At 72.4% G+C, this 25,418-nt stretch carries 21 protein-coding genes and 4 tRNA genes; 14 read left to right on the forward strand and 11 right to left on the reverse strand.

The genetic code is table 11. The annotated features are described in order from the left end of the window. The first annotated feature begins 553 nt into the window (after window positions 1–553). The 3 genes from ABZ714_RS27510 to ABZ714_RS27520 all read left to right on the forward strand — a co-directional run bounded on the left by ABZ714_RS27510 (window position 554) and on the right by ABZ714_RS27520 (window position 5,357). Window positions 554–2,347, forward strand: a complete 1,794-nt coding sequence (locus tag ABZ714_RS27510) for a hypothetical protein (RefSeq protein WP_358828079.1) — start codon at window positions 554–556, stop codon at window positions 2,345–2,347. A gap of 463 nt (window positions 2,348–2,810) precedes the next feature. Beyond that, the gene (locus ABZ714_RS27515) at window positions 2,811–4,337 is read left to right on the forward strand and encodes a N,N-dimethylformamidase beta subunit family domain-containing protein (protein ID WP_358828038.1); all 1,527 of its coding nucleotides are present in this window, start codon (window positions 2,811–2,813) and stop codon (window positions 4,335–4,337) included. 108 nt (window positions 4,338–4,445) lie between these two features. Further along, complete coding sequence (locus tag ABZ714_RS27520) at window positions 4,446–5,357, forward strand: phosphoribosylaminoimidazolesuccinocarboxamide synthase (RefSeq protein ID WP_358828039.1); 912 nt, start codon at window positions 4,446–4,448, stop codon at window positions 5,355–5,357. Between the two features lie 109 nt (window positions 5,358–5,466). Here ABZ714_RS27520 and ABZ714_RS27525 read toward each other — a convergent pair. From ABZ714_RS27525 to ABZ714_RS27560, 8 genes are all read right to left on the reverse strand, one after another. Further along, window positions 5,467–5,539, reverse strand: a tRNA-Gly gene (locus ABZ714_RS27525). A gap of 24 nt (window positions 5,540–5,563) precedes the next feature. Beyond that, window positions 5,564–6,172 (reverse strand): response regulator transcription factor, encoded by a 609-nt coding sequence (locus ABZ714_RS27530; protein WP_358828040.1) that lies wholly within the window; start codon window positions 6,170–6,172, stop codon window positions 5,564–5,566. Then, on the reverse strand, window positions 6,169–7,599 hold the full coding sequence (locus ABZ714_RS27535; protein WP_358828041.1) for a histidine kinase: 1,431 nt from the start codon (window positions 7,597–7,599) through the stop codon (window positions 6,169–6,171). The genes ABZ714_RS27530 and ABZ714_RS27535 overlap by 4 nt, the downstream gene beginning before the upstream one ends. Then, window positions 7,572–8,375, reverse strand: a complete 804-nt coding sequence (locus ABZ714_RS27540) for an ABC transporter permease (RefSeq protein ID WP_358828042.1) — start codon at window positions 8,373–8,375, stop codon at window positions 7,572–7,574. The genes ABZ714_RS27535 and ABZ714_RS27540 overlap by 28 nt, the downstream gene beginning before the upstream one ends. Before the next feature lies 1 nt (window position 8,376). Further along, window positions 8,377–9,294 (reverse strand): ABC transporter ATP-binding protein, encoded by a 918-nt coding sequence (locus tag ABZ714_RS27545; protein ID WP_358828043.1) that lies wholly within the window; start codon window positions 9,292–9,294, stop codon window positions 8,377–8,379. A 171-nt stretch (window positions 9,295–9,465) separates the two neighbouring features. Continuing rightward, window positions 9,466–9,538, reverse strand: a tRNA-Gly gene (locus ABZ714_RS27550). 78 nt (window positions 9,539–9,616) lie between these two features. Next, window positions 9,617–9,688: transfer RNA gene (locus ABZ714_RS27555), tRNA-Gly, on the reverse strand. 322 nt (window positions 9,689–10,010) lie between these two features. Beyond that, entirely contained in the window at window positions 10,011–10,346 is a 336-nt protein-coding gene (locus tag ABZ714_RS27560; RefSeq protein WP_358828044.1) for an Lsr2 family protein, read from the reverse strand. Between the two features lie 579 nt (window positions 10,347–10,925). Here ABZ714_RS27560 and purS point away from each other — a divergent pair. From purS to purM, 9 genes are all read left to right on the forward strand, one after another. Beyond that, window positions 10,926–11,174 carry a phosphoribosylformylglycinamidine synthase subunit PurS gene (purS, locus tag ABZ714_RS27565; RefSeq protein ID WP_006348228.1) on the forward strand — a complete coding sequence of 83 codons (249 nt, stop codon included), beginning with the start codon at window positions 10,926–10,928 and terminating at the stop codon, window positions 11,172–11,174. Further along, entirely contained in the window at window positions 11,171–11,851 is a 681-nt protein-coding gene (gene purQ, locus ABZ714_RS27570; RefSeq protein WP_358828045.1) for a phosphoribosylformylglycinamidine synthase subunit PurQ, read from the forward strand. Before purS ends, purQ begins: the two co-directional genes overlap by 4 nt. 37 nt (window positions 11,852–11,888) lie before the next feature. Beyond that, window positions 11,889–14,138: a phosphoribosylformylglycinamidine synthase subunit PurL gene (gene purL, locus ABZ714_RS27575; protein ID WP_358828046.1), complete on the forward strand. Its 2,250-nt coding sequence runs from the start codon at window positions 11,889–11,891 to the stop codon at window positions 14,136–14,138. Window positions 14,139–14,277: 139 nt separating this feature from the next. Then, complete coding sequence (locus tag ABZ714_RS27580; protein ID WP_358828047.1) at window positions 14,278–14,823, forward strand: winged helix-turn-helix domain-containing protein; 546 nt, start codon at window positions 14,278–14,280, stop codon at window positions 14,821–14,823. 82 nt (window positions 14,824–14,905) lie between these two features. Then, entirely contained in the window at window positions 14,906–15,856 is a 951-nt protein-coding gene (locus tag ABZ714_RS27585) for a M23 family metallopeptidase (protein ID WP_358828048.1), read from the forward strand. A 10-nt stretch (window positions 15,857–15,866) separates the two neighbouring features. After that, window positions 15,867–16,616, forward strand: a complete 750-nt coding sequence (locus ABZ714_RS27590; protein WP_358828049.1) for a sterol carrier family protein — start codon at window positions 15,867–15,869, stop codon at window positions 16,614–16,616. Between the two features lie 687 nt (window positions 16,617–17,303). Further along, on the forward strand, window positions 17,304–17,792 hold the full coding sequence (locus tag ABZ714_RS27595) for an META domain-containing protein (RefSeq protein WP_358828050.1): 489 nt from the start codon (window positions 17,304–17,306) through the stop codon (window positions 17,790–17,792). A gap of 155 nt (window positions 17,793–17,947) precedes the next feature. Beyond that, window positions 17,948–19,465, forward strand: a complete 1,518-nt coding sequence (gene purF, locus ABZ714_RS27600; RefSeq protein WP_358828051.1) for an amidophosphoribosyltransferase — start codon at window positions 17,948–17,950, stop codon at window positions 19,463–19,465. Window positions 19,466–19,606: 141 nt separating this feature from the next. Then, entirely contained in the window at window positions 19,607–20,704 is a 1,098-nt protein-coding gene (gene purM / locus ABZ714_RS27605) for a phosphoribosylformylglycinamidine cyclo-ligase (RefSeq protein ID WP_358828052.1), read from the forward strand. 285 nt (window positions 20,705–20,989) lie between these two features. On the opposite strand, the gene ABZ714_RS27610 is transcribed toward purM, so the two are convergent. Together ABZ714_RS27610 and ABZ714_RS27615 are read right to left on the reverse strand one after the other, a co-directional pair. Continuing rightward, the gene (locus tag ABZ714_RS27610) at window positions 20,990–21,244 is read right to left on the reverse strand and encodes a DUF3073 domain-containing protein (RefSeq protein ID WP_358828053.1); all 255 of its coding nucleotides are present in this window, start codon (window positions 21,242–21,244) and stop codon (window positions 20,990–20,992) included. 295 nt (window positions 21,245–21,539) lie between these two features. Next, window positions 21,540–22,640: a Glu/Leu/Phe/Val dehydrogenase dimerization domain-containing protein gene (locus tag ABZ714_RS27615; RefSeq protein WP_358828054.1), complete on the reverse strand. Its 1,101-nt coding sequence runs from the start codon at window positions 22,638–22,640 to the stop codon at window positions 21,540–21,542. Between the two features lie 417 nt (window positions 22,641–23,057). Here ABZ714_RS27615 and ABZ714_RS27620 point away from each other — a divergent pair, with 417 nt between their 5' ends. Next, the gene (locus tag ABZ714_RS27620; RefSeq protein WP_358828055.1) at window positions 23,058–23,936 is read left to right on the forward strand and encodes a hypothetical protein; all 879 of its coding nucleotides are present in this window, start codon (window positions 23,058–23,060) and stop codon (window positions 23,934–23,936) included. Window positions 23,937–24,410: 474 nt separating this feature from the next. Continuing rightward, complete coding sequence (bldC, locus tag ABZ714_RS27625) at window positions 24,411–24,617, forward strand: developmental transcriptional regulator BldC (RefSeq protein ID WP_003949541.1); 207 nt, start codon at window positions 24,411–24,413, stop codon at window positions 24,615–24,617. A gap of 685 nt (window positions 24,618–25,302) precedes the next feature. Here bldC and ABZ714_RS27630 read toward each other — a convergent pair. Continuing rightward, window positions 25,303–25,377 (reverse strand) — tRNA-Asp (locus ABZ714_RS27630). Between the last annotated feature and the right edge of the window lie 41 nt (window positions 25,378–25,418).

A 25,418-nucleotide genomic window follows, 5' to 3' on the forward strand; every position in this document is an offset into this window, starting at 1 on the left:
GTGAGTTCCCCGTGGAGATGGCGTGAATACGCCAACTTCCACCCCGGTCCGGATCCGGGTGGATCCCCGCCGTGACGTCCTTGACCAGGGGGCCGGGGCCGGTGCGTTCCGCTCCGTTCGAAACGGCGGTACGGCTCCGCTTCGCGGCCGGGTTCGTCCCGCGTCGACGGTTCCGTTCCGGGCGCCGCCGCCGGGCCCGTACGGCGCGCTCCGCCGCCCCCGCCCCCCTGGTCAAGGACGTCACGGCGGGGATCCACCCGGATCCGGACCGGGGTGGAAGTTGGCGTATTCACGCCATCTCCACGGGGAACTCACACTCTCCGCTCATTCGTCATCACCTTTGACCAAAGCCATTCCATCGGGTGACGCTCGGCCATCCGGATGACGCCCGCGATCGCCCCAACTATGGTGCGGCGGAGGCGTTCCGGCACTTGGCCCACCGGCATTGCGATGTCGGTGGCGGGTGCCACAGTGGGTGGAGTGCACCACCTACACCGTCGCGGGGCAGAGGGGGTGAGGACCGGCCGTGTCCATTACCGGGATCAGTGAGTCGATGTCGATCGGCGCGCGGGCCGCGCGCTCACGGGCGCTGGCCGTGCTGCGGATCCGTGGCAGAGCCGTCGCGGTGGCGATCCTGCCCGCGGCCGTCGCCGTGGTGTTGTTCGCGGGCGGGAACACCGGCCATATGCCGGGTCCCGGCTGGGACACCGCCCGGACCGTCGCTCTGGTCGCCGCGCTCGTGGTGGGCGTGGCGGCGCTGGGTGTCGCGGCGGTGATCGCGCGGGCCAGACCCGCCCTCAGCCCGACCGTCGAGATCCCCGAGAGCGCGGCCCCCGACCTCTACCGGCTGGTCCGGGAGCTGGCCGACCGGCTGGGCGTGCCCGCGCCCTCCGCGCTCGCGCTCACCCCCGACTGCGACAGCTGGCTGGAGGACCGTACGCACCGGGCGCACCGCCCGCTGCGGGCGATCCGGCCGCCCGGCCGCCCGGATCACGGCCGGGAGGCGGCGGCCGAGGCACCCGTACTGGTCATCGGGTCGCCGTTCCTGTGGTGGATGCGGGTCGCCGAGCTGCGGGCCCTGCTCGCGCCCGTGGTGGCGGGCACGGCGTCCGCGGCCCAGCCCGACATAGCCGGGGCGCGCCGCTTCGTCCGCGGTCTGGACGCCGCGGTCGCCCTCGGCGCCCGGCCCGCCGGAGCGGCGGGGTTCGCCGGGGCCGCCGGATCCCAGGTCCCCGCCCGGCCCTCGGCCCCGGCCGGAGGCGGCCGGAACGGAACCGCGCCGACCGGGCCGATACGGCTGTTGCTCGCTCTGCGCGGTCTGCTGGGTCTGCCGGGTTTTCCCCGTGCCCTCGCCCTCGGCTTCGTCGCCCGCGTCGCCCGGCTGCTGCTGCGCGCCTGCCGGACCCATGCCGCCGAGATGGAGCGGGGCGTCGCCGCCGCCGCGTCCGAGCGCGCCCAGGACGTCGACTACGGGCTGCGGATCGTCGCCCAGGAGCAGGTCGGCCTCGCCTACGCGGGCTGGGACCGGCTGCTCACCCGGGTCGCCCTGCCCGCCTGGCGGATGGGCCGCTGGCCGGCCCGGCTGGACGCCGGGGTGGTCTCCGCCCTGACCGAACTGTCCCGCCGCGACCGGCTCGCGGAGGGCTTCGCCACCCGTCTCGGCGAGCGGCCCGCCTGCGATCTGCTGGAGGAGCCGGGCGCCATGGACGAGGCCGCGTCCCTGCTCGCGGCCCGGCTCTTCCACGGCGGCCCGGCCGAACCGGGGCCCGACTGGTCGCCCGTCGACTGGCGGCAGTATCCGGAGGAGGTCGTGGACCGGAAGTGGCGGACGGAGGCGGCCCGGCTCCACCGCGTCCTCGACGAGCGGAAGGCGGCGCCCGCCGCCGGGCCGACCCTGGAGCGCGTACTGACCCGGCTCAGCGGGCCGGGACCGGAAGCCGGTGACCGGCTCGCCGAAGGCATCGGCGCCGCCGTCGCCCGGGAGGAGGCCGACCGGGCGGCCCGCTCCGGCGCCCCGGGCGACCGCTCCGGGCCGGGCGCCGTCGAGGCGCCCCACGGCTGGGGGGCCGATCCGCTGCCCCTCTTCCCCCTCCAGCCCCCGCGCACCGGCCGGGAACTGCTCGCCGACCATGTCACCGCCATGGTCTGCTGTGCCGCCGTCGACACCGCCGGGGCCCGCCCCGGCCTCGACTGGCTCGACGGCCCCGCCCTGCTCTTCCACGGAGAGCGCTGCGCCGATCTGGCCTCCCGGGTCCTCACCCTCACGGAGGACGGCGATCCCGGGCCCCTGCGGGCCTGGCTCGCCACCAACGGCATCCGTACGGAGAAGCCGGTACGCCTCGTCTGACGTACGGGTCGCGGCCCCGACCCCGCCGCCCCGACCCCGCCGCCCCGCCCCTGACGAGGTGCCCCGAACGAGGCGGGCCGGGCCCGTATGCCCGGGGCTGCGCACGCCCGCGAAGGCCGGCGGAGGCCCGCAAAGGAACGGGGCGGCCCGGTGCCGGCCCCGGGGCTCGTACGGCCGCCGCGTCGCCCTTCCCCCACCACTCCCGGCGGAAACCGGCCGCCCACCGCTCGTCCGGGGACATTCTCGCGACGAAGGGTGACAGTGCGAGCGCGTAATGTGATGTGCTGGGGCCTCGTCCGGTGGACGGCACGCGACGTACCGGGACGCGGCCCGTCCGGCGAAGGAGCGCACGGAGCGCACCGGCCGGGTCGGTACCGGCGTATCGGCCCCGGGGCGGCGACGGCGGATCGGTACACGGGCGCGGCGTACGAGGGCGTACGAAGAGGGGCAGGGGCACGACGGCATGCGGGACACGGGGGCCGAGGGGCCCGAGCGATCCGAGGGACCCGGGACCACCGGCGAATCCACCGGCGAGACCACCGGCGGCGCGCATGCCTTCCGGTACGGCTCCCGCGACGACGACACCGGCTGGGCCGTCCCCTGGTACGCCGATCCCGACCGGGGGCCGGCCGGCCGGGCGCCCCGCGCCCCGGCCGGGCCCCGCAGACGGATCGGCGGCTTCGTCTCCAACGGGCCGGTCGCCCCGGGCGGGACCCTCGACTTCCATATCACCGTCGACCCGCCCCGGCCGTTCCAGGCCGACGTCTACCGCATCGGCCACTACGCGGGCCGGGGCGCCGACAAGATCGCGTCCGGCCCCAGGCTCCCCGGCCTGGTCCAGCCGCCCCCCCTGGCCGCCGGCCGTACCGTCTCCTGCCATCACTGGTGGCTCTCCTGGCGGCTGAGGGTCCCGTCGTCCTGGTCCCCGGGCGCCCATATCGCCGTTCTGACCACCGTCGACGGCCACCGGGCCCATATCCCCTTCACGGTCCGCGACGACCGTCCGGCCGATCTGCTGCTGCTCCTCCCCGATCTCACCTGGCAGGCGCGGAACGCGTACGCCGGTGACGGCGACCGCGATCCGTACCCCGCGCCGGCCGCGGCGACGTCGCCGCCGACGACGGCCGCGGCATCGGCGAAGGGGGCCCGCCCCGGCCCCCCCGGCCCCATCGGACCGCCGCCGGGCGAGCCCGGAGCCGATGAGATCACCACCGTCTCCTTCGACCGGCCGTACGCGGGCTCCGGCCTCCCGCCGCTCGCCGGGCACTCCTACGACGTGATCCGCTGGGCCGAGCGCTACGGCTACGACCTCGCCTACGCCGACGGCCGCGATCTGCACGCGGGCCGGGTCGACCCCGGCCGCTACCGGGGCCTGCTCTTCCCCGGCCCCGACGCCTACTGGTCCGTCCCCATGCGCCGGGCCGCCGAGGCCGCCCGCGACGCCGGGACGTCCCTCGTCTTCCTCTCCGCGGGTACCCTCTCCCGCCAGTCCGAACTGGCCGCCTCCGCCTCCGGCGCCCCGGACCGGCTGCTGACCTGGCGCGGCCGCCGGGGACCCGGCAGGCCGGCGCTCTGGCGGGACACGGACCGGGCCGAGCAACTGCTGCTCGGCATCCAGTACGAGGGCCGGGTCCCCGAACCCCGCCCCCTGGTCGTAAGGAACGCGGACCACTGGCTCTGGGAGGCCACCGGCGCGGGCGAGGGCGACGAGCTGCCCGGTCTGGTCGCCGGGGAGGCCGACCGCTACTTCCCGCGGACATCGCTGCCCGAGCACCGGGGCCGGATCCTGCTCGCGCACTCGCCGTACACCGATCCGGCGGGGGTGCGGCGCCACCAGGAGACGTCCCTGTACCGGGCTCCCTCCGGCGCCCTGGTCTTCGCCTCGGGCACCTCCGCCTGGTCCCCGGCGCTCGACCGGCCCGGCCGGGTCGACGCCCGGGTCCAGCGGGCCACGGCCAACCTCCTCGACCGGATCTGCAAACGGGACTGACCCCCGCCGTCCCCGATTCCGCCGCCCCCGACCCGACCGCCCCGCGAGCGTCCGGGCCCGGGCTGAGAGAATCGGAAGCACGCACGTCGGAAACCACGAGGAGCAACCGTGTCCGGATTCGTCGAAAAGCCCGAAGCGCCACAGGTGCCGGGGCTGGTCCACCTCCACACCGGCAAGGTGCGGGAGCTGTACCGCAACGACGCGGGCGAACTCGTGATGGTCGCGACCGACCGCGTCTCGGCCTACGACTGGGTGCTTCCGACCGAGATCCCCGACAAGGGGCGGGTCCTGACCCGGCTGTCGCTCTGGTGGTTCGACCGGCTCGCCGATCTCGTCCCGCACCACGTGCTGAGCACCGAACTCCCGCCGGGCGCCCCCGCCGACTGGGAGGGCCGCACCCTGGTCTGCAAGTCCCTCGACATGATCCCGGTCGAGGCGGTCGCCCGCGGCTATCTCACCGGCTCCGGGCTGGCCGAGTACGAGGAGAGCCGCACGGTCTGCGGCCTCGCCCTCCCCGAGGGGCTCACCGACGGCTCCGAACTCCCCGCGCCGATCTTCACCCCGGCGACCAAGGCCGAGGTCGGCGACCACGACGAGAACGTCTCCTACGAGGAGGTCGCCCGCCGGGTCGGTGCCGAGACGGCGGCCCTGCTGCGCCAGACGACGCTCGCGGTCTACGGCCGGGCCCGGGGCATCGCCCTGGAGCAGGGCATCGTCCTCGCGGACACCAAGTTCGAGTTCGGCCGAGCCGCCGGAGAGACCGATGGAGCCCTGGTCCTCGCCGACGAGGTACTGACGCCCGACTCGTCCCGGTTCTGGCCCGCCGACCGCTGGGTCCCGGGCCGCGCCCAGCCGTCCTTCGACAAGCAGTTCGTCCGGGACTGGCTGACGTCCCCCGAATCCGGCTGGGACCGCAAGGGCGAGCTGCCTCCGCCGCCGCTGCCGGAGCGGATCGTCGAGGCGACCCGGGCCAAGTACGTGGAGGCGTACGAGATCCTGACCGGCACGACCTGGTCCTGACCCGGCCCTTCCCACCGCCCGGGCCGCTGTCCGCCGGGCGGTGGGAAGGGAACAGGGGGAGACGACGGCACGACGAAGGCCCCGGTCTTCCGACCGGGGCCTTCACTTGAGCGGACGACCAGGTTCGAACTGGCGACCTCAACCTTGGCAAGGTTGCGCTCTACCAACTGAGCTACGTCCGCGTCACGCCTTCGGCGCGCTGACCACTATACCCAACCGCGGTCACGGGCGAGCCGGGCCGCCGCGTGCCGGTTCTCCGCCCCGAGCTTGGAGACGGCCGACGAGAGATAGTTCCGTACCGTCCCCTGCGAGAGCGCGGCCCGCCGGGCGATCTCCGCGATCGGCGCCCCGTCGGCCGCCAGCTCCAGCACCTCCGCCTCGCGGGCGGTCAGCGGGGAGTCCCCGGCGGAGATCGCGTCCGCCGCCAACTCCGGGTCGACATAGCGGTTTCCGGCATGGACGGTACGGATGATCTCGGCCAGCCGCTGGGCGCTGACCGTCTTGGGCACGAAGCCGCGCACCCCGGCGGTGAGGGCCCGCTTCAGATGGCCGGGCAGCCCGTGACTGGTGACGATCATGGTTCTGCAGTCGGGGAGTTCGGTACGGAGCGATGTGGCGACGCTCACACCGTCGGCGCCCGGCATCTGGAGGTCGAGCACGGCGACATCGGGCCCGTGGGTCCGGGCCATGGCGAGCGCCTCGGGCCCGGACGCGGCCTCGGCGACGACCTCCAGATCGTCTTCGAGGGAGAGGAGCGCGGCGAGCGCGCCCCGGATCAGATGCTCGTCGTCGGCGAGCAGTACGCGGACGGTCACGCGTCCCCCTCCGGTGTCGTACGCCCGGCCACCAGAGCCCCCGCGTCCGCGTCAGCCCCCGCGTCCGAGGCCGGGTTCGAGTCCAAAGCCCTCGCGTCAGCCGGAGCCGGTGGAGCCGGTGCCGCCTCGGGAAGCGCCTCCGTCCCCGGGGCCCCCGCCGCGGCACCCGCCAGCGGCACCCGCGCCGTCACCCGGAACCTGGCACCCCGTACCCGCTCCGCCGCCAGCGTCCCGTCCACGGCCACCAGCCGCTCCCGCAGCCCCGCGAGCCCGGAACCGCCGCCGCCCGGCCGGAGCGACGGGGCGTCCGCCCGGTCGTTCTCCACCACCAGGACCACCACCTGCTCCACCAGCCCCACGGAGATCGTGCAGCGCCGCGCGTCGCCGTGCCGCAGTACGTTCGTCACGCTCTCCCGCACCACCCACGCCAGCGCCGACCTGGCCTCGCCCGCCAGCCGCTCCGGCAGCTCGTCGGCGACGACCGTACAGACGATGCCCGCCGCGCCCAGTACGGACCGCGCGCCCTCCAACTCGACCCGCAGATCCGCCTCGCGGTAGCCCCGGACGACCTCGCGGACCTCCCGCTGCGAATTCCGGGCGATCTCCTGGACCTCCGTCATCTGGTCGACGGCCTCGGCCCGGCCGCGCCGGGCCAGCTCCACCGCCAGCTCGGACTTGAGGGCGATCACCGCCAGATTCCGGCCCAGGACGTCATGGAGATCCCGCCCGAACCGCAGCCGCTCCTCGGCGACCGCCAGCCGGGCCTGGACGTCCCGGGCGTCCCGCACCTCCCACATGATCTTCAGCAGCCAGATGGAGGCGATCGCCGTGAAGGCCAGCCAGCCGGTCAGAAACCCGGCCGCGACCGTGATCGGGACGAGCTGGGCGAGGGAGTAGCCGTCGACCGCCAGCACCGCCACGATCGTGATCAGCGCCCCGGCCTGGACGAGAACCGTCGTCCGGGCCGGTACGAGCAGGCTGTGGGCGGTCAGGAACGGCAGCAGCCCCCCGGCGATCAGATAGGCCACCCCTTCGTCGAGCTGGTCGACGGAGCCCGCCACCGCCAGGCCGACCCCGAGGGCGGTATTCGTCGTGGCGAGCGCCGCGCCCGCGACGAGCAGCCGCCGCGACACCTCGCCCCGCCCCAGATAGGAGTCCATCGCGCGCCGCAGCAGCCGGGCGCCGACGACCGCCGACGCCAGCCCGGTCAGCAGCCCGAACCCGGCGACCACCGGGGCGTTCTCCCGTACCGGCCGGGTGACGATCATCAGGATGAAGACCAGGGCCGTGGCCCAGTAGACCGTGTAGACGGTGCCCCGGCTGTAGATGTCGACCTTGGCGAGCCCACTGCGCCCGGTCCAGCCCTTGACCCGCACGGAACCCTCCCTGAAGCTGCTGGTCAGCGACGAGGCTCCCAGCGGAACCACCGGTTCACAGCAAACACCGAGAGCGCGATCCACGCCAGGGCGGTCAGCGCCGCCCCCAGCAGGTCCTTGCCGTCGGACGCCCCCACCCAGCCGTCGCGGATCAGGGTCATCACCCCGGTCATCGGCAGCAGCTCGGCGATCGACGCCACCCGATCCGGCATCAGTTCCAGCGGTACGAAGAGCCCGGAGCCCAGCGCCGACACCAGATAGACCGGCATGGTGGTGAGCTGGGCGCTCTCCACGGTCCGGGTCACCGCCGACACCACCAGGGCCAGCGCCACCAGCAGGACGACCCCCAGCACCACCCCGGCCAGCAGCAGATCGGGCCGCTTCGGCGCACCCACGTCGAGCAGCGCGATCGACGCCGCCACCAGCAGCACCACCTGGGCGAGCGCAAGACCCACGGCGGGCAGCGCCGTCCCGGCCAGGATCTCCCGGTCGGAGATCTCACCGGTCCGCAGCCGCTTGAGGACCAGCTCCTCGCGCCGCGCCACATAGGCGGAGACCAGGTTCACATGGATCACCAGCAGCAGGATGAAGCCCGTACCGCCGATGACCGCGGCCTCCGCGAGGCTCATCTCTGTCCTGCCGAGGTCCAGCTCCTTCAGCGACGACTGCATCGCCAGCACCATCGCCAGCGGCAGCAGCAGCGCCACGAAGAGCGCGGCCCGGTTCCGTACCAGCAGTGTCAGTTCGGCCCGGCCGAGCGCGCTCAGCCGGCCCACCGCCGTACTCCGCGCCCCGGTCCCGCCGTCCGTCATCAGTGCCGTCGCCATCTCACACACCCGCCGTTTCCGTCTGCGCGATCTCCAGGAACGCCTCTTCGAGCGAGGCCGCCCTGGCGTCCAGCCCCTCCAGCCGGTGCCCGCCCTCCCGGGCCCATCGCAGCAGTTCCTCCAGCGACTCCTGGAGCTGATGGGTACGGATCTCCACCCGGCGGCCGTCGGCCGCGGCCCGCAGCGAGAGCGGCAGTACGGCCGGGGCCACGCCGCGCGGCAGCAGGAACCGGATCCGGGCCGGCCGGGAGGCCGTCACATCGGCCGGGGCGCCGGAGGTCACCACCACACCGTTGTGCATGATCGCCAGCCGGTCGGCCAGCGTCTCCGCCTCCTCCAGGTAGTGCGTGGTGAGCAGGACCGTCGTCCCGGTGTCCCGCAGCGCCCGGACCAGATCCCAGGTGTCGCGCCGCCCCTCGGCGTCCAGACCGGTGGTCGGCTCGTCGAGGAAGAGGACCTCGGGCCGGCCGATCAGCGCCAGCGCCAGATCCAGCCGCCGCCGCTCACCGCCGGAGAGCTGCTTGACCCGGACCTTCGCCCGCGCACCGAGCCCCACCAGGTCCAGCGCCTCGGCGACCGGCCGGGCCCCGCTGGTGCAGCCCGCCCACATCCGGGCGGTCTCGGTGACCGTCAGATCGGAGGGGAAGCCGCCTTCCTGGAGCATCACCCCGATCCGGGGCCGGACGGCGGCGCGCTCCCGGTACGGGTCGTGGCCGAGGACGCGTACGGATCCACCGGAGGGGGCCGCGAGCCCTTCGAGCAGCTCGACCGTCGAGGTCTTCCCCGCGCCGTTCGTCCCGAGCAGGGCGAAGATCTCGCCGCGCGCCACCGAGAAGGAGATTCCGCGAACGGCCTCGTAGCCGCCGCTGTAGCTGCGCCGGAGGCCCTCCGCCGCGATCACGTACTGGTCTGTGGTCATGCCCCAAGATTTCCGCGCCCCCGGGCCCGTCGGCAGTGCGGGCTGTCATGGGCCTGGATGACATTTGTCATCGGCCGGCCGGTCCCGCCGGACCGGGGAAAGGGGGGAGGTGTCGGGGGAAGGACAGGAGAATGACAAAGGCCCCGGTCTTTCGACCGGGGCCTTTCACTGAGCGGACGACCAGGTTCGAACTGGCGACCTCAACCTTGGCAAGGTTGCGCTCTACCAACTGAGCTACGTCCGCATGCTCCCGACCGGCTTTCACCGGCGGTGCGAACACCACTGTACCTGATCCACCGGAGTGGTCGGTGCCAGTGATGAGAGCGGGTGACAGGGATTGCACACTGCGCCTTCCCCCTGGAAGGGGGATGTTCTACTACTGAACTACACCCGCACGCTGCTGAGGTGGGGCCTTCCGGCCTCGCCCCTCGGCGTGGTTCAGACTTTAGCCGACACCCCGGGGGTCCGTGCAACTCGGCGGCCGGGCCCCGGAGTCAGGGCCCCGGACGGGCCGGTGCCGCACCCCCGGCTCCCGGGCGGCGCGCCGGGCGAAACCGCGTGCCCGGCCGCACCCGGGCCCGGGCGGCGTACCTCCGGGGCGGCGCTCCCGCCCGGCCCGGAAGCCCCGGTCCGGAACGCCCGCCCGGAAACCGCGGCCCGGAATCCGGACCCGGGCCCCGGCCCGGACACCGGCCCCGGGAACCCGGCCGGGCGGCTCAACTCGCCTCGCGGAACGCCTCGTACACCGCCTTCGGGATCCGTCCCCGGGCCGGGACGTCCATCTTGTTGGAGTGCGCCCAGGCCCGGACCGCGGCCGGCGACGGCTCCAGCGCCGTGTGCTTGTACGCGGTCCTGGGCTGCCGGCCCCGGCGTCCGGCGGGCTGCTTGCGGCCCGCGGCCAGGTAGGGCGCCAGCGCCGACCGCAGCTTCTTCGCGTTCGCGGTATTGAGGTCGATCTCGTAGGACTTTCCGTCCAGACCGAACAAGACCGTTTCCGCCGCTTCTCCGCCGTCGATGTCGTCGAAGAGCGCGACTACTACTTTCTGAGCCACGGATATCGGTCCTTTCCCGCGGTATCGCATCACGAGACGCTGCCCGGCCGGGCGGCCGGGTAAACGGATCAGCCGACCGCCTTCTCCGGCTCCGGATGTGGTGATACCGACTTTCCGGCAATGAGGGTTACGCATTCCTTTGTACAGCGGTCGACGGCCCATTGTGAAGCCCGCGCAATTGTCCGCGCGTGTTGTCGGGGGCGAGGCCGGCTCCGGATGCCGGGGTGAGCGGTCCGTCCCGGTTCCGCCGCTGGCCGGACCCCGGTGGCCGGGTGACACCCGCGCAATCCGGCCGTACCGTCCCGGCAAAGAGGTCGCGATATTCTTCTTGATTTCCGGGCACTTCCCGAGGTCTTCCCCGGGTCTTGTGCCGGTCTTCCCCCGGCCTTCGCTCCCCGGACGCCGTCCGGGATGTCCGTACGGGCTCCCTCAAGGCCGCGTCCGGTATGGCGTTCCGGGTGTTCTGTATGTGTTCTCCCCGGCTTCCACCAGGGACGGATCGGATATCTACGCGAGTAGATTTTTTGGCCGGGTACGCTGTGACGACCGCCTTCGCACCACATCACCCCGGGAGTGCCCGTGGCACGCGTCGTAGTCGACGTCATGCTCAAGCCCGAGATCCTCGACCCGCAGGGACAGGCGGTGCAGCGCGCACTGCCCCGCCTCGGATTCGACGGGATCGCGGACGTACGTCAGGGAAAGCGTTTCGAGCTGGAGGTCGAGGGGCCGGTCGACGACGCCGCCCTCGCCCGTATCCATGAGATGGCCGAGACGTTTCTCGCCAACACCGTCATCGAAGACTTCGTTGTAAAGGTAGACGAGTCGTGACAACTCGTATCGGAGTCGTCACCTTCCCGGGCACGCTCGACGACCGGGACAGTCTGCGGGCGGTACGTCTCGCGGGCGCCGAACCCGTCGCCCTCTGGCACCGTGACAAAGATCTCCACCAGGTGGACGCCGTCGTCCTCGCCGGTGGCTTCTCGTACGGCGACTATCTGCGCGCCGGGGCCATTTCCCGGTTCTCGCCGGTGATGGAGACGATCATCGAGCAGGCCAGGGCGGGCATGCCGGTCCTCGGTATCTGCAATGGTTTCCAGATCCTCACCGAGACGCATCTGCTGCCCGGTGCCATGCTCCGGAACAACCATCTCCACTTCATCTGCCGCGATCAGGGGCTGAAGGTGGAGAACGCCGGTACGGCCTGGACCTCCGACTACGAGCCGGGCCAGGAGATCTCCGTACCGCTGAAGAACATCGACGGCCGGTACGTCGCCGACGAGCGGGTCCTGGACGAGCTGGAGGCCGAGGGCCGGGTGGCCTTCCGCTATCTGGGCACCAACCCCAACGGGTCGCTCCGCGACATCGCCGGGATCAGCAACGCCGAGGGCAATGTCGTCGGTCTGATGCCCCACCCGGAGCACGCCGTGGAGCCGCTGGTCGGCACCGGCCGCACCGACGGCCTCCCGTTCTTCACATCGGTCATCAAGAAGCTGGTCGCGGCGTGAGCGCGGGCGGACCTGTGAGCACAGAGGGAACAGCAGCATGAGCCTGGACACGGTCAAGCACGCCACGGGCACGCCCGAAGCCGACCAGCCGTGGGCCGAACTCGGCCTCAAGGAGGACGAGTACGCCCGGATCCGCGAGATCCTGGGCCGCCGTCCGACCGGCGCCGAACTCGCCATGTACTCGGTCATGTGGTCCGAGCACTGCTCGTACAAGTCGAGCAAGGTGCATCTGCGCCAGTTCGGCGAGAAGGCCCCCGAGAACGACGCCCTGCTCGTCGGGATCGGCGAGAACGCGGGTGTGGTCGACGTCGGCCAGGGCTATGCGGTCACCTTCAAGGTCGAGTCGCACAACCACCCCTCCTACATCGAGCCCTACCAGGGCGCGGCCACCGGCGTCGGCGGCATCGTCCGCGACATCCTGGCCATGGGCGCCCGCCCGGTCGCCGTGGTCGACCCGCTGCGGTTCGGCGCCGCCGACCACCCCGACACCCGCCGCGTCCTGCCGGGCGTGGTCGCGGGCATCGGCGGCTACGGCAACTGCCTGGGCCTGCCCAATATCGGCGGCGAGGTCGTCTTCGACTCCTGCTACCAGGGCAACCCGCTGGTCAACGCGGGCTGCATCGGTGTCATGAAGCACGAGGACATCCATCTCGCCAAGGCGTCCGGCCCCGGCAACAAGGTGATCCTCTACGGCGCCAGGACCGGCGGCGACGGCATCGGCGGCGTCTCCGTACTGGCCTCCGAGACCTTCGAGAGCACCGGCCCGGCCAAGCGGCCCGCCGTCCAGGTCGGCGACCCGTTCCAGGAGAAACTCCTGATCGAGTGCACCCTGGAGATCTTCGCCGAGAAGCTGGTCGACGGGATCCAGGACCTCGGCGGCGCCGGGCTCTCCTGCGCCACCAGCGAGCTGGCCAGCGCCGGCTCCGGCGGAATGCGGATCGACCTCGACACCGTGCCGCTGCGCGACGCGACCCTCTCGCCCGAGGAGATCCTCATGAGCGAGTCGCAGGAGCGGATGTGCGCCATCGTCGAGCCCGGCAAGGTCGACCGCTTCCTGGAGATCTGCGAGAAGTGGGACGTCATCGCCACCGTCATCGGTGAGGTCACCGAGGGCGAGCGGCTGGAGATCTTCTGGCACGGCGAGCAGATCGTGGACGTACCGCCGCGGACCGTCGCCCACGAGGGCCCGGTCTACGAGCGCCCGTACGCCCGCCCCGACTGGCAGGACGCCCTTCAGGCCGACGACGCGGCGAAGCTGCCCCGCCCGGCGGACGCGGCGGAGCTGCGCGAGCAGGTGCTGCGGCTGGTGGCCTCGCCCAACCAGGCGTCCAAGGCGTGGGTGACCGACCAGTACGACCGGTTCGTCCAGGGCAATACGGTGCTCGCCCAGCCCGAGGACGCGGGCATGGTCCGGATCGACGAGGAGACCAACCTCGGCGTGGCGCTGGCGACCGACGGCAACGGCCGGTACGCCAAGCTGGACCCGTACGCGGGCGCCCAGCTGGCGCTCGCGGAGGCGTACCGCAATGTCGCCGCGTCCGGCGCCCGGCCGCTGGCGGTCTCCGACTGCCTGAACTTCGGCTCGCCGGAGGACCCGGGCGTGATGTGGCAGTTCGCCGAGGCCACCCGTGGTCTCGCGGACGGCTGCCTCCAGCTCGGTACGCCGGTCACCGGCGGCAATGTCTCCCTCTACAACCAGACCGGCGAGACGGCGATCCACCCGACGCCGGTCGTGGCGGTGCTCGGGGTGATCGACGACGTCACCCGGCGTACCCCGATCGGTTTCGCCGAGGAGGGGCAGCTGCTCTATCTGCTCGGCGACACCGCTGAGGAGTTCGGCGGCTCGGCCTGGTCGCAGGTGGTCCACGACCACCTCGGCGGACTGCCCCCGAAGGTCGACCTCGACCGGGAGAAGCTGCTGGCCGAGATCCTGATCTCGGCCTCGCGGGACGGCATGGTCGACGCCGCGCACGACCTCTCCGACGGCGGTCTGGTGCAGGCGGTCGTGGAGTCCTGTCTGCGCGGCGGCCACGGCGCCCGGCTGATCGTCCCCGACGGTCTCGACGCCTTCACCCTGCTCTTCAGCGAGTCGGCCGGACGGGCCGTGGTCGCCGTGCCGAGGAGCGAGGAGCTGCGGTTCACCGATATGTGCGGGGCCCGAGGGCTGCCCGTGACCCGGATCGGTGTGGTCGACGGCGACACGGTGGAGGTGCAGGGGGAGTTCTCGATCCCGCTGGCCGAGCTGCGTACCGCGCACGAGGAGACGATTCCGGCGTTGCTGGCCTGACCGGCCGCCGCCCGTTTCGTACGGCGCCGAAGCCCCCGTCCGCACTTTCGCGGGCGGGGGCTTCGGCGTATCCGGTGCGGGGCGGGAGAGCGACCGAAGAATGTTTGCACGTAATTCCGTAACTACGTAGGATGGTGCCATGGATCTCGAGCAGCGCGTCGCGGACCTGGAACTCCGGCTGGCCGCACTGGAACGGCGCGAGACGGGGGAGGCCGGGCGGCCGACCGCGCCCCCGGCCGGTACCGACACCGCCGCCGGTACCGACGGCGGCGACACCTTCTGGGCCCTCAACGGCTTCAAGGAACGGCTCGCGGTCCTCGGCGCCGCCGACGGCGGAGTGCTCTTCACCGGCGACGTCCGGCTGCCCACCGGCGAGCGGTACGAATGGCAGTTCGGCGCGCTCACCGAGGATCTGCTGGACCGGGACTGGACCGCGGTCTCCGACGGTCTCGCCGCCCTCGGCCATCCGGTCCGGATCCGGCTGCTGCGGGAGATCCTCGGCGGCCGCCGGACCGCCGCCGAACTGGCCGAACTCGACGGCCTCGGCACATCCGGCCAGATCTACCACCATCTGCGCCAGCTCACCGCCGCGGGCTGGCTGCACACCGCGGGGCGCGGCCGGTACGCGGTCCCGCCCGCGCGGACCGTTCCGCTGCTGGTCGCCTTTCTGACCGCCCAGCCCTGACCGCCCAGCCCTGACCACCCGACTTCGACCGATCAGCTCCGACCGTCCGTCGTCCGACGGACCCTCGCCACCGGGGGAGCCCATGCCCGTACCGACCACACCGCCCGGGCCCGCCGCGACCGACGCGGCCCGGCGCCGACGCGACCTCGTCCACCGACTGCTCTCCGGGGCCGCCGGGCTCTTCTGGTGGCTCTTCGGCGCCCTGCTCCTCTGGGACGTCTTCCTGACACTCCCCGGCGGCTGGACCGTCGTCGTCACCGCCGGAGCGCTCGCGGTCGCCCTCGAAGCCGCCCGGGCCCGGCTGCACCGTTTTGAACACCGGGCCGCCGGAACACCCGAACCCGTCGAGGTCGGGGTACCCGTCACCGGCCGCTGGGTGGCGCACAACAGCCCCGTCGACAAGACCCCCAGCCACGGCACGCACCTCTACGCCCAGACGTACGCCATCGACATCGTCGCCGAGCCCGTCGCGGGCGGGAACCCCGGCTTCAGCTGGTTCTGGCCCCTGGTCCGGCGCAGCTCCGCCTACCCCGCCTACGGCATGCCGCTGCTGGCGACCGCCGACGCGACCGTCGTCCGGGCCCGCGACGGCCAGCGCGACCACCTCAGCCGCAACTCCCTGCCGATGGTGATCTATCTGCTGGTCCTGGAGGGGTTCGTCCGCTCCCTGATCAGCCCGTGGCGGGTGGTCGGCAACCATGTGGTGCTCGACCTCGGGGACGGCAACTACGCGCTCTACGCCCATGTGATGCGCGGCTCCCTGACCGTCGCGGAGGGCGACAAGGTCACCGCCGGCCAGCTCATCGGCCACTGCGGGAACTCCGGCAACTCCACCGAACCCCATGTCCACTTCCAGCTGATGGACCGGCCCGACCCGGAGTCGGCCCGCGCCGTCCCGTTCCGCTGGCGGGGAATGGAGCTGCCCGCCAACGGCCAGGCGTTCACCGCCCCGGAGCCGGGTGCCGTAGTGGAGGCCGAGCCCGGAGCCGGCGCCGGGGCCGCCTCCGCGCCGGCCGCCCGGGACACCCTCTAACCTCGACCCCATGCCCCCGGCCAAGAAGCGCGCCCGCCGTTACGACTCCGCCAAGCTCCGGCGGGCCGTACTCACGCAGTACGGCACCGTGCGCACGGCCGTCGCGGGGCTCACGCCCGAACAGCTCGCCGACCCGACCGTACGAGAGCCGCTCGCCCGTCTCCACCACGCGGCCGGGAACATCGTCACCGTCACCGAGGCGCCCGAACCCGCGCCCGGTGACGACCTCCTCGCCCTGGAGCGCTGGCCGTACGCCGCCCGCGCCGACGCCGCCGAGGGCGGCGACCCGCTCCAGGACGCGTACGAGGCCGTCGCCGAGGCCGTCACCGGTACGCCCGACACCCGCCGGGTCGCCACCGAAGCCGGGCCCATGCGCTTCCCGGACTACCTGGTCACCCGGATCGTGGCACTCACCGTCCACACCGACGACCTCGACAAGGCCCTGGCACCGGCCGGGATCACCGTCCCGCTCGACCGCGAGGCGCTCGCCACCACCACCCGGCTGCTCGCCGACGCCCTCGCGACCGCGGCGCCCGGCGGCTCGGTGGAGCTGCGGATCCCGCCGTACGCGGTCGTCCAGTGCGTCGAGGGCCCCCGGCACACCCGGGGCACCCCGCCCAATGTGGTCGAGACGGACCCCCTGAGCTGGCTCCGCCTGGCCACGGGCCGCCTGACCTGGCCGGACGCGCTGCACTCCGCGAAGCTCTCGGCGAGCGGCGACCGCGCGGACCTCTCCGCGATGCTCCCGATCCTCCCCTGACGCGCCCCCACCGGGCCGGGTTGCCGCGGTGCCCCGGTCGCGCAGTTCGGGCCGTGCCCAGCCGCTGATTCTTGTTCGCGGTCTGCGGCCCGCCTGTGGCTGGTCGCGCAGTTCCGCCCCCTACGCCTGGCGGCGTGGGGGGACCCCCAGCGCCTTGGCCCTCCGGGGCACCGCCCCCATACCCGGGTCGCGTCCAGCCACCTGATCTGTTCCCCGGTCTGCGGACCGTGGTGGGTTGCTCGCGCAGTTCCCCGCGCCCCTGGTTGCCCTCCTGACCGCTCCTTCCAAGAGGCGGGTCCCTCCTGCCGTGGGCGGGACCCTTTCAAGGCCAGCGCCCGGGGGAGCATTTAGGGGCGCGGGGAACTGCGCGACCAGCCACCCACCGGCGTGCGGTCGCCCGACGACACCCGCTCGGCTGGGCGGGTGGCGTGGGCCTCACCCGGAGGGCCAAGGCGCTGGGGGTCCCCCCATTGCCGAAGGCATAGGGGGCGGAACTGCGCGAACGGCCACCGACGGCGCGAGGTCGCCCGACAACACCCGCCCGGCTGGGCGGGTGGCGTGGGCCTCACCCGGAGGCCAGGGCGCTCGGCGTCCACCTCCCGCGCCCTTGGGAGGGCAACGCTCCCCCATGGGGTCGGGCGCTCCAGGGCGCCGGAACCGGATTGAAGGGCCTCGCGTCAGAACCGCATGCGAAGGCTGCCGCGAAACCTCACGACCGCCCTGACCCTGCTTACCCTCCTCACCGCCGCGGGCTGCGGCGACGAGAAGGGGTCGGGGGTAGCCGACGAGAAGAAGGGCGCCGCCCCCGGTGGGCGGGTGAGCGCCGACCCGTCACCGCTGCCGCTCGCCGGTACCGAGTGGAAGGTGACGGACGTCACGGGCGGGCTCCCGAAGGGGGCCGAGCGGAGTGCCCGCTTCACCCTCACCCCCGGTGAGAAGGGCGGGCTCGCCGGGAACCTCGGCTGCAACCGGTTCACCACCACCGCGAAGGTCACCGGCGAGACCATCGTCCTGGGGCCCCTGGTGAGTACCAAGATGCTCTGCGACGGCCCGAAGGGCGAGCTGGAGAAGCGTGTTTCGCAGGTGCTCGACCAGCGGGTGACCTTCGCCGTCGACGGCCACGACCTCACCCTGACCGGGCGGAACGGTACGACCCTGCGGGCCACCGCGCACTGATCGTGACGGGCCCGCGCGCCCGGTGCCGTACCCCGCCCGCGGGAGGGTCCCGCGGGCGTTCGCGGGTCCGTTCCACCGCGCGCTCCGTGTGATCTGCGTTAATCGTGACGTCCGCCAATTCGGACCAGTGGTCGATCTCGCCTACACTCGGTGCCGTGCCACGTGGTGACGGTCGACTCAATCACGATCTGCTCCCCGGCGAGAAGGGCCCCCAGGACGCTTGCGGCGTCTTCGGGGTCTGGGCCCCGGGAGAAGAGGTCGCAAAGCTCACGTACTTCGGGCTCTACGCCCTCCAGCATCGAGGCCAGGAATCCGCGGGTATCGCGGTCAGCAACGGCTCGCAGATCCTCGTTTTCAAGGACATGGGCCTGGTCTCCCAGGTCTTCGACGAGACGTCCCTCGGCTCCCTCAAGGGACATATCGCCGTCGGACACGCCCGCTATTCGACCACCGGCGCCTCGGTCTGGGAGAACGCCCAGCCCACCTTCCGCGCCACGGCCAACGGCTCCATCGCCCTCGGTCACAACGGCAATCTGGTCAATACCGCCGAACTGGCCCGGCTCGTCGCCGAGCTGCCCCGCCAGGACGGCCGCGCCACCCAGGTCGCGGCGACCAACGACACCGATCTGGTGACGGCCCTGCTCGCCGGACAGGCCGACGACGACGGCAAGCCGCTCTCGATCGAGCAGGCCGCCGCCCGGATCCTGCCGCAGGTCATGGGCGCTTTCTCGCTCGTCTTCATGGACGAGTCCACCCTCTACGCCGCCCGGGACCCGCAGGGCATCCGCCCGCTGGTCCTCGGCCGCCTCGACCGGGGCTGGGTGGTCGCCAGCGAGTCCGCCGCCCTCGACATCTGCGGTGCCAGCTTCGTCCGGGAGATCGAGCCCGGTGAGCTGATCGCCATCGACGAGAACGGCATCCGCACCTCTCGATTCGCAGACGCGAAGCCCAAGGGCTGTGTCTTCGAGTATGTCTATCTGGCCCGCCCCGATACCGATATCGCCGGGCGGAGCGTCTATCTCTCCCGGGTCGAGATGGGCCGGAAACTGGCCGCCGAGGCCCCCGCGGAAGCCGATCTCGTCATAGCGACCCCGGAGTCCGGCACCCCGGCCGCCATCGGATACGCCGAGGCCAGCGGGATTCCGTACGGCTCCGGGCTCGTCAAGAACGCCTATGTCGGCCGGACCTTCATCCAGCCGTCCCAGACCATCCGCCAGCTCGGCATCCGGCTCAAGCTCAATCCACTGCGCGAGGTCATCCGGGGCAAGCGCCTGGTCGTCGTGGACGACTCCATCGTCCGCGGCAACACCCAGCGCGCCCTCGTCAAGATGCTCCGCGAAGCCGGTGCCGCCGAGGTCCATGTCCGGATCTCGTCGCCCCCGGTGAAGTGGCCCTGCTTCTTCGGCATCGACTTCGCCACCCGCGCCGAGCTGATCGCCAACGGGATGACCATCGAGGAGATCGGTACGTCGCTCGGCGCCGACTCGCTCTCGTACATCTCCATCGACGGCATGATCGAGGCCACCACGATCGCCAAGCCCAACCTCTGCCGGGCCTGCTTCGACGGGGAGTACCCGATGGAGCTGCCCGACCCCGAGCTGCTGGGCAAGCAACTCCTCGAATCCGAGCTGGCGGGCGGCGCCGACGCCGCCGACGCGCTGCGCCGACCGTGACCTCCGGGCCGCCGCGCGTACCGCCGGTGAGGACGCGGCCCCCGGTACCGGTGACCCCACCGGTACCGGAGCCGCCGCCCGAGCCGAACGTGACGCCGGTGTCCGCCGTGCCGTCCCCTGACGACCAGAAAGCCCCCTGTCATGACCACTGAGTCCCCTGCGACCACCGGGTCCCCCGAGCCCGCCGGTGCCAGCTACGCGGCCGCGGGCGTCGACATCGAGGCGGGCGACCGCGCCGTCGAGCTGATGAAGGAGTGGGTGCGCAAGACCCGCCGCCCCGAGGTCCTCGGCGGCATCGGCGGCTTCGCCGGCCTCTTCGACGTCTCCGCCCTCAAGCGGTACGAGCGCCCCCTGCTGGCCTCCGCCACCGACGGCGTCGGCACCAAGGTCGACCTGGCCCGCCGGCTCGGCGTCTACGACACCATCGGCCACGACCTGGTCGGCATGGTCGTCGACGACATCGTGGTCTGCGGCGCCGAGCCGCTCTTCATGACCGACTACATCTGTGTCGGCAAGGTCCACCCCGAGCGGGTCGCCGCCATCGTCAAGGGCATCGCCGAGGGCTGTGTCCTCGCGGGCTGCGCCCTGGTCGGCGGCGAGACCGCCGAGCACCCCGGACTGCTGGGCGAGGACGACTTCGACGTCGCGGGCGCCGGAACCGGTGTCGTGGAGGCCGACCGGCTGCTGGGCGCGGATCGTATCCGTACGGGGGACGTGGTGATCGCCATGGCCTCCTCCGGCCTTCACTCCAACGGGTACTCGCTGGTCCGCCATGTGCTGCTGGACCGGGCGGGCATGGAGCTGGAGGGGCGGGTCGAGGAGCTGGGCCGGACCCTCGGCGAGGAGCTGCTGGAGCCCACCCGGATCTACTCCCTCGACTGTCTGGCGCTGACCAGGACCACCGAGGTCCACGCCTTCAGCCACATCACCGGCGGCGGGCTCGCCAACAACCTGGCCCGGGTCGTCCCGGACGGGCTGCACGCCGTCGTGGACCGTTCCACCTGGACCCCGGGCCCGGTCTTCGACCTGGTCGGCCGGGCGGGCCGGGTGGAGCGCGAGGAGCTGGAGCGGACCCTGAACATGGGTGTCGGCATGATCGCCGTGGTGCCCCGGGAGTCCGCCGACACCGCCCTCACGGTCCTCGCCGACCGCGATGTGGAGGCCTGGGTCGCCGGTGAGATCACCGACCGGGGCGACCACACCACGGGCGCGGCCCTCGTCGGCGACTACGCGGTCTGACGGACGGGACGGCACGGCGGTGCGACGGACCGTGGTCCGGGCGGCGGGACCGGTGAGGGGCGCGTACGGCATTCCGTACGCCCCCGGGGCCGGTTACCGCGCCCGGTCGCGTACGGCCGTCCACCGCGCCCCGGCACCCCGCCGGAAGATCACCACGATCACCGCGATCACCGAGCCGGCCGAAGGGATCGGACCGGCCGTGATCGGACCGGCCCGAGCCGACAGCACGGAACCCGGCCCCGGGGCTCTCGCCCCCGGACCGGGTCGGTGTTCGTCGATGCGGCGTCAAGCGCCGCGGCGATGCTGCGACGCGGGACCGGACTCGTCGTCCTCGTCCTCGTCGTCGTTGTACATCTCCGCGTACTGTGCGTACGGGTCGTCTTCCTCGTCCTCGTCCTCGAACGGCTCCGCGTTCGGCGGCTGGCTTGAAGAAGATGCGCCCAGCTCGTTGGCCAGTCGTGACAGGTCCGTGCCGCCGCTGTTGTACTTCAGCTGGCGGGCGACCTTTGTCTGCTTGGCCTTGGCCCGGCCGCGCCCCATGGCTCGACCCCCTCGGTGACGGGGCTCGACGGCCCCAGAGTCTTGACACGCGTTCATGAGTCGGAACGGACTCCCCGTGGAGAGACCGACCCGTAGGGCTTCAACGGTACCTGCTTCCGCGGCCATGCGGTACGCCGCCCGCATGACGTGCCACGTCACAGGACCCGCGAGGAGCCCCGTCCTCGCTGGTCATCTGCGATATTAACCTCTTCTCGGCGGTCGGCCCGCCCGTCCGGGGTGAGTCTCGTCATCCCGGGACCCTCCCGAACGGGGGACCGCGCCGGAGACCCGTAGCTCAGCCGCGTCCGACAGGGCGCGCTTCGGCCATCCTGCGCTCGGCGATCCGGTCCGCCGCCACAGCCGGGGGAACACCCTCGGAATTTGCGTGTGCGAAGATTTCCAGGGTGGTGTCGTAGATCCGGGCGGCCTTCGCCTTGCACCGGTCGAAGTCGAAGCCGTGCAGCTCGTCGGCGACCTGGATCACCCCGCCCGCGTTCACCACGTAATCGGGCGCGTACAGGATGCCCCGGTCGGCGAGGTCCTTCTCCACCCCCGGGTGGGCCAGCTGGTTGTTGGCCGCGCCGCAGACCACGGTCGCCGTCAGTACCGGTACCGAGTCGTCGTCGAGCGCCCCGCCGAGCGCGCAGGGCGCGTAGACGTCCAGCCCTTCGGTCCTGATCAGGGCCGCCGTGTCGGGTACCGCCGTGACCGAGGGATGCCGGTCCAGCACCCGGCGTACGGACTCCGCCCTGACATCGGTCACGATCACCCGCGCGCCCTCGTCCACCAGGTGTTTCACCAGGTGATGGCCGACCTTCCCGACCCCCGCGACCCCGACCGTACGGCCGCCGAGCCCCGGGTCGCCCCAGAGGTGCGCGGCGCTGGCCCGCATGCCCTGGTAGACGCCGTAGGCGGTGAGCACCGAGGAGTCGCCGGCGCCGCCGTGCTCCGGGGAGCGGCCGGTGGCCCAGCGGGTGGCCCGGGCGACCACGTCCATGTCGGCGACGTACGTCCCGACGTCGCAGGCGGTCACGTAACGCCCGCCGAGGGAGTCCACGAACCGGCCGTAGGCCAGCAGCAGCTCCTCCGACTTCAGCGTCTCGGGATCCCCGATGATCACGGCCTTGCCGCCGCCGTGGTCGAGCCCGGCCATGGCGTTCTTGTACGACATCCCGCGCGCCAGGTTCAGCGCGTCGGCGAGGGCCTCCTCCTCGGAGGCGTACGGGTGGAACCGGGTACCGCCCAGGGCCGGGCCCAGGGCGGTGGAGTGGATGGCGATCACGGCCCTGAGGCCGGAGGCACGGTCCTGGCAGAGGACCACCTGCTCGTGTCCCCCCTGGTCCGATCGGAACAGGGTGTGGAGTACGGAGGCGGAGACGCCGGTCATGTCGGTCACTGTGGTGACTCCCAGTAGACGAAGCGGCGGGTGGATTTCCCGGGGTGGGGGAAACCCCCAGACGGCACGAGGGTAAGTCCTACGCGCGCCTTAGGGTCTCTCTTTCGGGTCTTGCCGGGGCTCGCGTGCCCTGGTGCCGCTCCCCCGGGGCCCGGCGGCCCGGGTGGGGGTCCCCCGGGCGGAGCCCAGGGGGGTGCCCCCACGCCGCGTTGCCGTCGATCGCCAACGGCCCCCCGCGCCCGGCGGCGCCGGCGGTGCCCCCACCGCAGTGGCTCGATCCTCCGCCTGGCGATCCACGGCACCAGACCCCGCTCGCCGACCCGGCCTGACCCGAAAGAAAGACCCTGGCTCCGCCGCCGTGCCGCGGATCACCCGGCCGAGGGGTGCGGACGGTCCGGGCGTGGAAGTATTTCCGGTATGCCTGCGGTGTCCTCGGTGATCGTCCCCTACGCCTCCTATCTGCGGGTGTACGAGCCCCTGGCCGCCTTCCCCGAGCCCGAACGGGGCTACTGGGCGCGCTACGCGGCCCGCGGGGAGCCTTTGACGGCCCAGGACGAACTCCGCCGCTCGCTCGCCGATTTGACGCCCGTACCGCCCGTTCCGGTGCCGGTGCACGAGAGCGGGGACGCGTTCGTCGCCGAGGTCGACGGGATGGTGCTGATCTGCCCCTGGCGGACCCGGCTGCGCGGCTGGCTGGCGCTGGCCGACGCGCCCGAGCGGTTTCCGGAGGCGCTGCTCGACGCGGCCGTGCCGCCGGTGGTCCGGGCCCAGGCCGCGGCCGACTGGGAGCGGTGGCGGGAGCGGAACCCGGACGCCCGGCCGTGGATCAGGACCGCCGTCTGGCAGGTGCCGGTCCGCTGGTTCGCGCTCTTCGACGACGACGAGCGGCGGTACGCCCCCGTCGACGGGGCCGACAGCGGCGACAGCGGTGGCGGTGGGGGCGGGAAGCGCGGCCCGGCGCTGACCTACCGGACGCCGATGGTGCAGGCCCGGCGGCGGGTCGCCCGCGCGCTGCGGACCCTCCGCGACTCCCAGGACGCCGGACGGCTCACGGCGGGTTTGGTAGATGTAGGGAAGTGGCTGGAGGAATTCCATCCGCGGTCCCTGGTCGAACTCGACTACGGCGGCCTGGCCCACGCGCTTGCCGGACCGGCGCTCGCGGACGACCACTCCGCCGCGGACGTGGCGGCCGGGATCGCCGCCCTGAAGGCCGGTGACGGCGAGGGGGCCCGGGTGGCGTACGGCCGGCTGGTCGACCGCTGGCGGGCGGTGAGGGGTCTTCAGTTCGCGAACTGAACAGTTCGCCGCCGACTGCGGACCGTCATGGGCCCTAGGTCCCGATCCGGGCCTTTGCCTCAAGCGTGATGGACGGCACTAACAGGGCCCTTGCGCCCAACGCCTACCCTCGTGTCAAAATAGGACAAGGAGTCCGGGGAGGGTTCCTTCCGTCCAAGTAAGGGCGGAACGCTCGGCATTGTGCTCTATGGGGGGTCTGATGGCTCCTGATCGCTCTGTGACTGGTTGTCACCGTGGGGTAACTGTCCGCTATGGCATGGTCCATCGGCGTTCCGCCGCTGATGAACACCTCGGAGGGCAATTCCAACGGTTTGGCCGTGGCGGCTGGACAGATGGTGTAGTTGTAGTGCCGAGGACAAGCCGTTCGTCCTATAACCGACTCAACCCGCATCCGCCATTTCGGGCAACGCGGGTCAAGGTGCAGAATTTAGAGGAAAGAACCGAGAAGGTTCGGTTCTCCCGAGGAGGCCGCTCATGACCGCTCGCACCCCTGACGCCGAGCCGCTGTTGACCCCGGCTGAGGTTGCCACGATGTTCCGCGTGGACCCGAAGACGGTCACCCGCTGGGCGAAGGCAGGCAAGCTCACGTCCATCCGTACCCTCGGTGGACACCGCCGGTACCGCGAGGCAGAGGTACGCGCCCTGCTGGCGGGCATTCCGCAGCAGCGCAGCGAGGCGTAAGTCTCGTCCCGGCGGGTCCGGCCGCAAAGCCGCGACCCTTCCGGATCCGGGCGTTTCCGGGACCCCCATCCTGGTGAGCCCACCCTTGAGCTCCATTGACGGGCGCCCCGCCCCAACGGGACGCCGGTCGTCGATCGCGCTGGACTCCTTCGAGTCCAGCGCGATTTTCATATGCCCGGGGAGGGGGACTTATCGGGGGAGTGCAATGGCACATATTAAATTGGTCGGTTGTAAGTGGTGCCTAAAAACCCGCCTGCGCAAAACCTATACGGTGACACCCGTCACATGCTGCAACCCTTGCCAACGTCGAGCGTGTCATTGGCCGAGGCCCCCGTCACGGCGCGGAGGTCCCCGACCTCCGGGACCAAGGTCCCGGCTCCCGGGGCGGGTTCGGAGCCGGCCCCTCCGCGACCGGTTGCGTGCGGACGGTGGGGGACCCCCGGCGCCTCGGCCTTCCCGGGGCCGGGAATCCATTCGGGGGCGGTGCGGCGCTATGGAGGGCCAAGGCGATGGGGGGTCCCCCCCATCGCCGAAGGCATAGGGGGCGGAACTGCGCGACAAGCCACGGGCGGGCGCGAGGCCGGCGTTCGAGGGGCATGGGAACGGCGCGGCGCCGCAGGCGAGATGCGGGCGCATGCGAGAGGCCCGCACCAGAAGATGCGGGCCTCTCGGAAGAAAAGAAACGCGGTCCTGACGGGATTTGAACCCGCGGCCTCCACCTTGACAGGGTGGCGAGCACTCCAAGCTGCTCCACAGGACCAGATTTCGCGGCCCGATTCCTGCGCTGGGCTGCGAGAAGGA

It is taken from the genome of Streptomyces sp. NPDC006798 (assembly GCF_040635975.1).
In the GTDB taxonomy this organism is placed as follows: Bacteria; Actinomycetota; Actinomycetes; order Streptomycetales; family Streptomycetaceae; genus Streptomyces.